Source organism: Bacillus sp. OxB-1 (genome assembly GCF_000829195.1).
Lineage (GTDB): Bacteria > Bacillota > Bacilli > Bacillales_A > Planococcaceae > Sporosarcina.
Genome location: NZ_AP013294.1, coordinates 1,065,001 through 1,077,069, shown reverse-complemented (window position 1 = coordinate 1,077,069; position 12,069 = coordinate 1,065,001). Strand labels below are relative to the sequence as shown.

Sequence of the window (12,069 nt, the reverse complement as noted above, 5' to 3'; positions counted from 1 at the left end):
ACTGCCTGTTACAACTTTGGCAACATGACAAGGAATGTCGTTCCGACCCCCTCCTCGCTCTGGACCTCGATCTTCCCGCCGTGGAGTTTCACCACTTTTCGGACAATTGATAGGCCGAGACCAGTTCCACCGACTTCCTGAGTCCGGGATTGATCCACCCGGTAGAAGCGGTCGAATATGCGATCCACATCCGTTTGCTTCATGCCAATCCCTGTATCGCGGACGGATACCCGGACAGCGTCCTGTTCGTCGACCAATTCAATATCCACCGTGCCTCCGTCTTCAGTATATTTCAAAGCATTGGACAGCAGGTTTTCCCAAACCTTTTCAAGGAAAGCGGGATCGCCCCGATATTCCACCTCGTCGATATCCATCGAAAGCGAGATTTCTTTCTCCTCGAGCAGCCATCTCGATTTCCGAATGACATCCTTCAATTGCTCATCCAGCCGGAATGGCTTTATCTTAAGCGGCGACGTCAGCTGGTCCAAGGAGGTGAGGAGCAATAATTGTTTGGTCAATGAGGATAAACGCTCCGTCTCCGATTGGATCACTTTGGCATAACCGAGCCGTTCCCCGACAGGCAGCTCTTGATTCATCAAAAGTTCGGCATACCCTTTAATATTCAATAAAGGCGTCTGGAAATCGTGCGACACATCACTGATGAATTCTTTACGGATCCGGTCATTCTCCCCAAGTCGTTCTGTCATCCGTTGAAAGCTTTTTGCCAGCTGACCGATTTCATCCCGGCGATTGATTTCAACGACTCCCGAAAACTGCTCTTCTCCTACCATTTTGGTCGCTTCAGTCAGTTTCGTGATCGGTTCAATCAGCTTTTTCGCGACAATCAACATGGAAAGCAGGCTGACAATCGCCATGACGATGACCATACCGCCTAATAGAAAATGGACCTCGGTGAATAGTAACTTGATGTCCGGGCGAAGAAACAGCGCATAAGTTGCTCCTTCATACTTAAACGGAACACCGACCGTATTAGCGGATTGATCTGAAAAAAATCCTGTCATAAACGTCTCAGTCTTCAAATCACGCATTCCATGGAAAGGCTTCCCGCTCAATACTTGATCGATTGCCGATTGCGATAGATTTTCGTCCCGGAACGGTGCTCCAAATCGTTTTACTCCTCGTTCTTCATTGACGAGAAAAAGCTTATAGCCCGTGGCGGAAAGAGTTTCTAAATAACTATCGAGATGCACTCCCTCTGTCGTGCTAACATAGGAAGCGATACTTTCGGCAATCTCCATATTTTTTGCATCATTTTCGCCTTTCAGTTCGTGGTGGTAATATGTATTTACTGCAAGGAATGCAATCAGCACGCTGGTCATCATGATACCGATCGTAAAGGATAGGAACTTACCGTAGAGTGATTTCACGAGATGACCTCGAGTTTATACCCAACCCCGCGGATTGTCGCAATATGGACTGAACTGGACAACTTTTCCAGCTTATCCCGCAAGCGTTTAATATGGACGTTGAGTGTTTGTTCGTCTCCTTCATAATCATAGCCCCACACACGCTCCAACAAGATTTCGCGCGTAAATACTTGATTGGGACGAGATGCCAAGACCGACAACAGCTCGAATTCTTTCAAAGGCAAGAGCAGCATTTTTTTTCCGGCGGACACTTCGTAGCTCTGCCGATTGATCTTCAGCGGGCCGGCCTGGATGACAGCATCGACCGACTTGTCATAGCGGCGCAAGATCGCATGGATGCGAAACAGCAACTCCTTCGGTTCAAACGGCTTCACGACATAATCATCCGAACCCGCCAGAAAGCCTCGCTCTTTATCCTCTAATTCACCTTTTGCCGTTAATAATAAAACCGGTAAATCTTCCTCGCGCAGTCTTTGCGTCAAGGTATAGCCGTCCATCCCCGGCATCATCACATCGACCACCGCCAAATCGGGGAGATCGGTTTCTACAAGTTTCAACGCTTCTTCTCCATTGGATGCCTTCATGACTGAATAACCCGCCTGCACCAAATGAATGTTCACCAGCTCTAAAATATTCGGATCATCATCCACGATGAGTATTTTATTCAAACTAAACGACCTCTCTTTCGAAATTCCGCATTCAATAAACCGGAGATCAATAGGATGATCGCCGTCATATAAAACCAGATGACCAGAAGAATGATTCCGGATAGCTGGCCGTAGAGCCGCGTATAGTCCACATTGGTCACATATTCCCCGAATACAATGGAAAACAATTGCCACCCGAATGTGGAGAAAAGGGTGCCCGGCAATGTCTGGTTCCATTTCACCTTGTGGGTCGGCACGACTTTATAGAACAGCATGAAGAACAGGAACAAGAAAACGGTGCCCAGCCCCCATCGGATGCCCGGCCATACATACATCCAACCTCGCCACTGCTCAATCGTATCATAATACATGACCGCTTCATGCAGTGCTTTTTCAATAAGCGGGAGAAACAGAGACAATGAAATGACCAACATAAACAGAAAAGTGACACCCAAATCCCGGATCAGCACTTTCCAAAATGCATATCGCCGAAAAGAGCCATACGCCAAATCCATGGAGCGGGATAATGACTGGACGGCCACGGAAGAAATCCAAAATGCCAAGAGTAGACTCGTATAGACAACATGCCCTTGCCTTTTACGGAGGATGACACTTATATTCGCTTCAATCAAATTAAAAGCCTCCACAGGCACAAAAGGCCTGAGAAAGGATAAGATCATATCTTCATTCACGGGAAGTAAACTAAGGAGGGAGAGCAAGAATAGAAGGAATGGAAAAATAGCCAACAATAAATAATAAGCCGTCTGGGCGGCTTGATCAAAAAAGCGCTCTTTGAAAAAACGGACAGCCACGTTCCGAATCGTGTAGATCATCTTCTCACCTCTACTCCCAATATACCCCATTCCAAGGGATTTCTGCATATGGAACAACCCTTTATCATGTTACGGAAGGGATGAAGAGGATATGATTCTTAGGGAACTAAACATGGTTCGGATTCGAGAGGAGGATTACAGTTAATATCAGACAAGGGATGATATTTTTCGAGGAATGCTGATGTTTCTGGACAAGTGCTGATAATTTCTTTGGAGCGCTGATATCCTCTCTGGGAGCTGATACTTCTGGACAACCACTGATACCTTTCCTGGAAGCGCCGATATCCTGGAACAACCGCTGATGACTTCTCTAGAGTGCTGATATCTCTAGACAACCGCTGATACCTTTTGCAGAATGCTGATAACTTCTCACCGGATCGGATACATTACACCGCACCTCACTTCTCACCTACCTGAAAAAAGGCAATAAAAAAAAGCCATCCCCCATTGGGAATGACCTGTCCGCCCGGCGACGTCCTACTCTCACAGGGGGAAGCCCCCGACTACCATCGGCGCTGAAGAGCTTAACTTCCGTGTTCGGTATGGGAACGGGTGTGACCTCTTCGCCATCGTCACCAGACTTGTCCTATCTTTTCTCAAAGACAGTATTCATTATATCAATTCTCATGATAATTACAAGCATTTTTTTCATGAACGTCGCTTGTTCGTTCAAAACCGGATAAAACCAACATTGTCTGCCACAAGCCATGCAACCTTTGTATTGTCCAGCCTCGGCGGCCAGACTCTCGGGTCATAAGCCATTCCGGCTGTGCGGCAAAAGCGCCGCTTCGCCAGCCTGTCTTATGCCTGTCGAGTCTAGGCAGGCCGCCTCGGCATTTCATATAGGTCAAGTCCTCGATCGATTAGTATCCGTCAGCTCCATGCGTCGCCGCACTTCCACCCCGGACCTATCCACCTCATCTTCTTTGAGGGATCTTACTTACGAATGTAAAGGGAAATCTCATCTCGAGGGGGGCTTCATGCTTAGATGCTTTCAGCATTTATCCCGTCCACACATAGCTACCCAGCGATGCCTTTGGCAAGACAACTGGTACACCAGCGGTGTGTCCATCCCGGTCCTCTCGTACTAAGGACAGCTCCTCTCAAATTTCCTGCGCCCGCGACGGATAGGGACCGAACTGTCTCACGACGTTCTGAACCCAGCTCGCGTACCGCTTTAATGGGCGAACAGCCCAACCCTTGGGACCGACTACAGCCCCAGGATGCGATGAGCCGACATCGAGGTGCCAAACCTCCCCGTCGATGTGGACTCTTGGGGGAGATAAGCCTGTTATCCCCGGGGTAGCTTTTATCCGTTGAGCGATGGCCCTTCCATGCGGAACCACCGGATCACTAAGCCCGTCTTTCGACCCTGCTCGACTTGTAGGTCTCGCAGTCAAGCTCCCTTATGCCTTTGCACTCTGCGAATGATGTCCAACCATTCTGAGGGAACCTTTGGGCGCCTCCGTTACACTTTAGGAGGCGACCGCCCCAGTCAAACTGCCCGCCTGACACTGTCTCCTGCCCGGATCACGGGCATGGGTTAGAAGTCCAATACAGCCAGGGTAGTATCCCACCAATGCCTCCACCGAAGCTGGCGCTCCGGCTTCCAAGGCTCCTACCTATCCTGTACAGGCTGCACCGGAATTCAATATCAGGTTACAGTAAAGCTCCACGGGGTCTTTCCGTCCTGTCGCGGGTAATGCGCATCTTCACGCATATTATAATTTCACCGAGTCTCTCGTTGAGACAGTGCCCAGATCGTTACGCCTTTCGTGCGGGTCGGAACTTACCCGACAAGGAATTTCGCTACCTTAGGACCGTTATAGTTACGGCCGCCGTTTACTGGGGCTTCAATTCGAAGCTTCGCTTGCGCTGACCTCTCCTCTTAACCTTCCAGCACCGGGCAGGCGTCAGCCCCTATACGTCACCTTACGGTTTTGCAGAGACCTGTGTTTTTGCTAAACAGTCGCCTGGGCCTATTCACTGCGGCTCTCTCGGGCTATTCACCCTACCAGAGCACCCCTTCTCCCGAAGTTACGGGGTCATTTTGCCGAGTTCCTTAACGAGAGTTCTCTCGATCACCTTAGGATTCTCTCCTCGCCTACCTGTGTCGGTTTGCGGTACGGGCACCTCCCGCCTCGCTAGAGGCTTTTCTTGGCAGTGTGAAATCAGGGACTCCGGGGAACAATTCCCCTCGCGGTCACAGCTCAATGTTACAGGAACGGGATTTGCCTCGTTCCACACCTCACTGCTTCGACGCGCATGACCAACAGCGCGCTCACCCTATCCTACTGCGTCCCCCCATTGCTGATAGCGGCGGGGGGGGGGGACAGGAATATCAAACTGTTGTCCATCGTCTACGCCTTTCGGCCTCGACTTAGGTCCCGACTGACCCTGAGCGGACGAGCCTTCCTCAGGAAACCTTAGGCATTCGGTGGAAGGGATTCTCACCCTTCTTTCGCTACTCATACCGGCATTCTCACTTCCAAGCGCTCCACCAGTCCTTCCGGTCTGGCTTCGACGCCCTTGGAACGCTCTCCTACCACTGACACCAACGGTGTCAATCCACAGTTTCGGTGATCCGTTTAGCCCCGGTACATTTTCGGCGCAGCGCCACTCGACCAGTGAGCTATTACGCACTCTTTAAATGGTGGCTGCTTCTAAGCCAACATCCTGGTTGTCTGGGCAACGCCACATCCTTTTCCACTTAACGGATACTTGGGGACCTTAACTGGTGGTCTGGGCTGTTTCCCTCTCGACTACGGATCTTATCACCCGCAGTCTGACTCCCAAACCTAAATCATCGGCATTCGGAGTTTGTCTGAATTCGGTAACCCGGGATGGGCCCCTAGTCCAAACAGTGCTCTACCTCCGAGATTCGTTGTTTGAGGCTAGCCCTAAAGCTATTTCGGAGAGAACCAGCTATCTCCAGGTTCGATTGGAATTTCACCGCTACCCACACCTCATCCCCGCACTTTTCAACGTACGTGGGTTCGGGCCTCCAGTAAGTGTTACCTTACCTTCACCCTGGACATGGGTAGATCACCTGGTTTCGGGTCTACGACCCCATACTCATTCGCCCTGTTCAGACTCGCTTTCGCTGCGGCTCCGCCTTCTCGGCTTAACCTTGCATGGAATCGTAACTCGCCGGTTCATTCTACAAAAGGCACGCCATCACCCCTTAACGGGCTCTGACAACTTGTAGGCACACGGTTTCAGGATCTGTTTCACTCCCCTTCCGGGGTGCTTTTCACCTTTCCCTCACGGTACTGGTTCACTATCGGTCACTAGGGAGTATTTAGCCTTGGGAGATGGTCCTCCCGGATTCCGACGGAATTTCACGTGTTCCGCCGTACTCAGGATCCACTCTGGAGGGGATGGACTTTCGGCTACGGGGCTATTACCCGCTGCGGCGGACCTTTCCAGATCGCTTCGCCTAACCCATCCCTTTGTAACTCCGTATAGAGTGTCCTACAACCCCAGGAAGCAAGCTTCCTGGTTTGGGCTCTTCCCGTTTCGCTCGCCGCTACTCAGGGAATCGAATTTTCTTTCTCTTCCTCCGGATACTTAGATGTTTCAGTTCTCCGGGTCTGCCTCATGTACGCTATGTATTCACGTACATGTACTGCCCCATTACGGGCAGTGGGTTTCCCCATTCGGAAATCTCCGGATCAATGCTTACTTACAGCTCCCCGGAGCATATCGGTGTTAGTGCCGTCCTTCATAGGCTCCTAGTGCCAAGGCATCCGCCGTGCGCCCTTTCTAACTTGACCTTCATCTGGCTTTCGATAAGCGGCGCATTGCGTTGTCAGCTTCGCTCACTCAGATCCTCACGTGCCGTAGCACGCTCCGGTCTTCGTTCGCTCGCTTCCTAGCACTGCTTGCTTCTCGAAACCCATTGGTCGATCGTTCGGCCATAGCGATATGGCTTCCAGATCGTTACAAAGTATTGCATGTTCAATCACTAGTGTGATCGACTCGGTTGATTACTTGTGTTTGTTGCTTTCAATGTCGTTTTATCCAGTTTTCAAGAGTTAATTGGTGGAGCCTAGCGGGATCGAACCGCTGACCTCCTGCGTGCAAGGCAGGCGCTCTCCCAGCTGAGCTAAGGCCCCAGAAGTATATGATGGTGGGCCTAAGTGGACTCGAACCACCGACCTCACGCTTATCAGGCGTGCGCTCTAACCAGCTGAGCTATAGGCCCCTTCCGGGATTGTATGAAGTTTCGATTATATGAACCTTCAAAACTGAACGCAAAACGTCAACGTATGAACCCAAGGTTCATATTCCGTAAATATCCTTAGAAAGGAGGTGATCCAGCCGCACCTTCCGATACGGCTACCTTGTTACGACTTCACCCCAATCATCTGTCCCACCTTCGGCGGCTGGCTCCCGTAAGGGTTACCCCACCGACTTCGGGTGTTACAAACTCTCGTGGTGTGACGGGCGGTGTGTACAAGACCCGGGAACGTATTCACCGTGGCATGCTGATCCACGATTACTAGCGATTCCGGCTTCATGCAGGCGAGTTGCAGCCTGCAATCCGAACTGGGAACGGTTTTATGGGATTGGCTCCCCCTCGCGGGTTCGCAGCCCTCTGTACCGTCCATTGTAGCACGTGTGTAGCCCAGGTCATAAGGGGCATGATGATTTGACGTCATCCCCACCTTCCTCCGGTTTGTCACCGGCAGTCACCTTAGAGTGCCCAACTGAATGCTGGCAACTAAGATCAAGGGTTGCGCTCGTTGCGGGACTTAACCCAACATCTCACGACACGAGCTGACGACAACCATGCACCACCTGTCACCGCTGTCCCCGAAGGGAAAGGCATGTCTCCATGCCGGGCAGCGGGATGTCAAGACCTGGTAAGGTTCTTCGCGTTGCTTCGAATTAAACCACATGCTCCACCGCTTGTGCGGGTCCCCGTCAATTCCTTTGAGTTTCAGTCTTGCGACCGTACTCCCCAGGCGGAGTGCTTAATGCGTTAGCTGCAGCACTAAGGGGCGGAAACCCCCTAACACTTAGCACTCATCGTTTACGGCGTGGACTACCAGGGTATCTAATCCTGTTTGCTCCCCACGCTTTCGCGCCTCAGCGTCAGTTACAGACCAGAAAGCCGCCTTCGCCACTGGTGTTCCTCCACATCTCTACGCATTTCACCGCTACACGTGGAATTCCGCTTTCCTCTTCTGTACTCAAGTCCTCCAGTTTCCAATGACCCTCCACGGTTGAGCCGTGGGCTTTCACATCAGACTTAAAGGACCGCCTGCGCGCGCTTTACGCCCAATAATTCCGGACAACGCTTGCCACCTACGTATTACCGCGGCTGCTGGCACGTAGTTAGCCGTGGCTTTCTGATAAGGTACCGTCAAGGTACGGGCAGTGACTCCCGTACGTGTTCTTCCCTTACAACAGAGCTTTACGATCCGAAAACCTTCTTCGCTCACGCGGCGTTGCTCCATCAGACTTCCGTCCATTGTGGAAGATTCCCTACTGCTGCCTCCCGTAGGAGTCTGGGCCGTGTCTCAGTCCCAGTGTGGCCGATCACCCTCTCAGGTCGGCTACGCATCGTCGCCTTGGTAGGCCGTTACCCCACCAACTAGCTAATGCGCCGCGGGCCCATCCTGCAGTGACAGCCGAAACCGTCTTTCAGAATTCCTCCATGCGGAGGAACTGATTATTCGGTATTAGCCCCGGTTTCCCGGAGTTATCCCCATCTGCAGGGCAGGTTGCCCACGTGTTACTCACCCGTCCGCCGCTAACTTCAGGGAGCAAGCTCCCATCCGTCCGCTCGACTTGCATGTATTAGGCACGCCGCCAGCGTTCGTCCTGAGCCAGGATCAAACTCTCCATAATCCTAGCGACCGATGTGGAGCCTAGCGGGATCGAACCGCTGACCTCCTGCGTGCAAGGCAGGCGCTCTCCCAGCTGAGCTAAGGCCCCAGAAAGTGGTCGGGAAGACAGGATTCGAACCTGCGACCCCTTGGTCCCAAACCAAGTGCTCTACCAAGCTGAGCTACTTCCCGAAATATATATTGTTGAATATGTGTTGTTGGCGCGCCCGACAGGAGTCGAACCCATAACCTTCTGATCCGTAGTCAGACGCTCTATCCAATTGAGCTACGGGCGCATTTGATATAACTGGTGCCGAGAACCGGAATCGAACCGGTACGGTAGTCACCTACCGCAGGATTTTAAGTCCTGTGCGTCTGCCAGTTCCGCCACCCCGGCAAAATCTGGAGCGGAAGACGGGATTCGAACCCGCGACCCCGACCTTGGCAAGGTCGTATTCTACCACTGAACTACTTCCGCATTGAAAGTGCGGGTGAAGGGAGTCGAACCCCCACGCCTTGCGGCACTAGATCCTAAGTCTAGCGTGTCTGCCAGTTCCACCACACCCGCGTATGAAATTAAAATGGTGAGCCATGCAGGATTCGAACCTGCGACCCTCTGATTAAAAGTCAGATGCTCTACCAACTGAGCTAATGGCTCGAAAAGTGGTGCCGGCGAAAGGACTTGAACCCTCAACCTACTGATTACAAGTCAGTTGCTCTACCAATTGAGCTACACCGGCAAATCAATAAATCATATGGTGGAGGATGACGGGTTCGAACCGCCGACCCCCTGCTTGTAAGGCAGGTGCTCTCCCAGCTGAGCTAATCCTCCAAGTTGAAATTGCGATAAGCTTTGCATTGCTGCGTCAGCTTCATTCGTCCAGTCAGTCACGTACGATAGTACGCTCCTTCCCTCGCTCAATCGCTTCCTTGCTCTGCTCGTTCCTCCCAATTTTAACGGGAGTGCGATAAGCTTCGCATTTTACTATGTAATGAACCTTACAAGCCCGGCGACGTCCTACTCTCACAGGGGGAAGCCCCCGACTACCATCGGCGCTGAAGAGCTTAACTTCCGTGTTCGGTATGGGAACGGGTGTGACCTCTTCGCCATCGACACTGGACTATTTTCCACAAGACAAGACTTATTGTACTAAAGTCTAACGAGTATTTCAAGCGTTTTTCAAAATTAATTAATTTTGTTCGCTCAAAACCGGATAAAACCAACATTGTCTGCCACAAGCCATGCAACCTTTGTATTGTCCAGCCTCGGCGGCCAGACTCTCGGGTCATAAGCCATTCCGGCTATGCGGCATAAAGCGCCGCTTCGCCAGCCTGTCTTATGCCTGTCGAGTCTAGGCAGGCCGCCTCGGCATTTCATATAGGTCAAGTCCTCGATCGATTAGTATCCGTCAGCTCCATGCGTCGCCGCACTTCCACCCCGGACCTATCCACCTCATCTTCTTTGAGGGATCTTACTTACGAATGTAAAGGGAAATCTCATCTCGAGGGGGGCTTCATGCTTAGATGCTTTCAGCATTTATCCCGTCCACACATAGCTACCCAGCGATGCCTTTGGCAAGACAACTGGTACACCAGCGGTGTGTCCATCCCGGTCCTCTCGTACTAAGGACAGCTCCTCTCAAATTTCCTGCGCCCGCGACGGATAGGGACCGAACTGTCTCACGACGTTCTGAACCCAGCTCGCGTACCGCTTTAATGGGCGAACAGCCCAACCCTTGGGACCGACTACAGCCCCAGGATGCGATGAGCCGACATCGAGGTGCCAAACCTCCCCGTCGATGTGGACTCTTGGGGGAGATAAGCCTGTTATCCCCGGGGTAGCTTTTATCCGTTGAGCGATGGCCCTTCCATGCGGAACCACCGGATCACTAAGCCCGTCTTTCGACCCTGCTCGACTTGTAGGTCTCGCAGTCAAGCTCCCTTATGCCTTTGCACTCTGCGAATGATGTCCAACCATTCTGAGGGAACCTTTGGGCGCCTCCGTTACACTTTAGGAGGCGACCGCCCCAGTCAAACTGCCCGCCTGACACTGTCTCCTGCCCGGATCACGGGCATGGGTTAGAAGTCCAATACAGCCAGGGTAGTATCCCACCAATGCCTCCACCGAAGCTGGCGCTCCGGCTTCCAAGGCTCCTACCTATCCTGTACAGGCTGCACCGGAATTCAATATCAGGTTACAGTAAAGCTCCACGGGGTCTTTCCGTCCTGTCGCGGGTAATGCGCATCTTCACGCATATTATAATTTCACCGAGTCTCTCGTTGAGACAGTGCCCAGATCGTTACGCCTTTCGTGCGGGTCGGAACTTACCCGACAAGGAATTTCGCTACCTTAGGACCGTTATAGTTACGGCCGCCGTTTACTGGGGCTTCAATTCGAAGCTTCGCTTGCGCTGACCTCTCCTCTTAACCTTCCAGCACCGGGCAGGCGTCAGCCCCTATACGTCACCTTACGGTTTTGCAGAGACCTGTGTTTTTGCTAAACAGTCGCCTGGGCCTATTCACTGCGGCTCTCTCGGGCTATTCACCCTACCAGAGCACCCCTTCTCCCGAAGTTACGGGGTCATTTTGCCGAGTTCCTTAACGAGAGTTCTCTCGATCACCTTAGGATTCTCTCCTCGCCTACCTGTGTCGGTTTGCGGTACGGGCACCTCCCGCCTCGCTAGAGGCTTTTCTTGGCAGTGTGAAATCAGGGACTCCGGGGAACAATTCCCCTCGCGGTCACAGCTCAATGTTACAGGAACGGGATTTGCCTCGTTCCACACCTCACTGCTTCGACGCGCATGACCAACAGCGCGCTCACCCTATCCTACTGCGTCCCCCCATTGCTGATAGCGGCGGGGAGGTGGTACAGGAATATCAACCTGTTGTCCATCGTCTACGCCTTTCGGCCTCGACTTAGGTCCCGACTGACCCTGAGCGGACGAGCCTTCCTCAGGAAACCTTAGGCATTCGGTGGAAGGGATTCTCACCCTTCTTTCGCTACTCATACCGGCATTCTCACTTCCAAGCGCTCCACCAGTCCTTCCGGTCTGGCTTCGACGCCCTTGGAACGCTCTCCTACCACTGACACCAACGGTGTCAATCCACAGTTTCGGTGATCCGTTTAGCCCCGGTACATTTTCGGCGCAGCGCCACTCGACCAGTGAGCTATTACGCACTCTTTAAATGGTGGCTGCTTCTAAGCCAACATCCTGGTTGTCTGGGCAACGCCACATCCTTTTCCACTTAACGGATACTTGGGGACCTTAACTGGTGGTCTGGGCTGTTTCCCTCTCGACTACGGATCTTATCACCCGCAGTCTGACTCCCAAACCTAAATCATCGGCATTCGGAGTTTGTCTGA

At 52.2% G+C, this 12,069-nt stretch carries 3 protein-coding genes, 11 tRNA genes and 5 rRNA genes (1 of these 19 only partly in view); all 19 read right to left on the bottom strand.

Going from position 1 to position 12,069, the window contains the following annotated elements; genetic code table 11:
* Nucleotides 1-8: 8 nt before the first annotated feature.
* The gene (locus tag OXB_RS05570) at nt 9-1,388 is read right to left on the bottom strand and encodes a sensor histidine kinase (protein WP_041072530.1); all 1,380 of its coding nucleotides are present in this window, start codon (nt 1,386-1,388) and stop codon (nt 9-11) included.
* Nucleotides 1,385-2,056 (bottom strand): response regulator transcription factor, encoded by a 672-nt coding sequence (locus tag OXB_RS05565; protein ID WP_041072528.1) that lies wholly within the window; start codon nt 2,054-2,056, stop codon nt 1,385-1,387. The genes OXB_RS05570 and OXB_RS05565 overlap by 4 nt, the downstream gene beginning before the upstream one ends.
* On the bottom strand, nt 2,053-2,868 hold the full coding sequence (locus tag OXB_RS05560) for a YihY/virulence factor BrkB family protein (RefSeq protein ID WP_041072526.1): 816 nt from the start codon (nt 2,866-2,868) through the stop codon (nt 2,053-2,055). The genes OXB_RS05565 and OXB_RS05560 overlap by 4 nt, the downstream gene beginning before the upstream one ends.
* Before the next feature lie 464 nt (nt 2,869-3,332).
* Nucleotides 3,333-3,448 (bottom strand): 5S ribosomal RNA (gene rrf / locus OXB_RS05555).
* A gap of 263 nt (nt 3,449-3,711) precedes the next feature.
* A 23S ribosomal RNA gene (locus tag OXB_RS05550) occupies nt 3,712-6,644 on the bottom strand.
* A gap of 266 nt (nt 6,645-6,910) precedes the next feature.
* Nucleotides 6,911-6,986: transfer RNA gene (locus OXB_RS05545), tRNA-Ala, on the bottom strand.
* Nucleotides 6,987-6,998: 12 nt separating this feature from the next.
* Nucleotides 6,999-7,075 (bottom strand) — tRNA-Ile (locus tag OXB_RS05540).
* Between the two features lie 100 nt (nt 7,076-7,175).
* Nucleotides 7,176-8,727, bottom strand: a 16S ribosomal RNA gene (locus tag OXB_RS05535).
* 14 nt (nt 8,728-8,741) lie between these two features.
* Nucleotides 8,742-8,814: transfer RNA gene (locus tag OXB_RS05530), tRNA-Ala, on the bottom strand.
* A 6-nt stretch (nt 8,815-8,820) separates the two neighbouring features.
* Nucleotides 8,821-8,897, bottom strand: a tRNA-Pro gene (locus OXB_RS05525).
* A gap of 27 nt (nt 8,898-8,924) precedes the next feature.
* A tRNA-Arg gene (locus OXB_RS05520) sits at nt 8,925-9,001 on the bottom strand.
* A gap of 12 nt (nt 9,002-9,013) precedes the next feature.
* Nucleotides 9,014-9,102, bottom strand: a tRNA-Leu gene (locus OXB_RS05515).
* Between the two features lie 6 nt (nt 9,103-9,108).
* Nucleotides 9,109-9,183: transfer RNA gene (locus OXB_RS05510), tRNA-Gly, on the bottom strand.
* 8 nt (nt 9,184-9,191) lie between these two features.
* Nucleotides 9,192-9,273: transfer RNA gene (locus tag OXB_RS05505), tRNA-Leu, on the bottom strand.
* 14 nt (nt 9,274-9,287) lie between these two features.
* Nucleotides 9,288-9,363: transfer RNA gene (locus OXB_RS05500), tRNA-Lys, on the bottom strand.
* 6 nt (nt 9,364-9,369) lie between these two features.
* Nucleotides 9,370-9,445, bottom strand: a tRNA-Thr gene (locus tag OXB_RS05495).
* Nucleotides 9,446-9,461: 16 nt separating this feature from the next.
* Nucleotides 9,462-9,537 (bottom strand) — tRNA-Val (locus OXB_RS05490).
* A gap of 173 nt (nt 9,538-9,710) precedes the next feature.
* A 5S ribosomal RNA gene (gene rrf / locus OXB_RS05485) occupies nt 9,711-9,826 on the bottom strand.
* 258 nt (nt 9,827-10,084) lie between these two features.
* Nucleotides 10,085-12,069 (bottom strand): 23S ribosomal RNA (locus OXB_RS05480) (it continues 948 nt past the right edge of the window).
* The 16S, 23S and 5S rRNA genes sit together here with 11 tRNA genes alongside, the layout of an rRNA operon.

Bases quoted from the DNA above. Each gene is read 5' to 3' on its own strand.
- OXB_RS05560 (WP_041072526.1), bottom strand. From the start codon at position 2,868: ATGATCTACACGATTCGGAACGTGGCTGTCCGTTTTTTCAAAGAGCGC.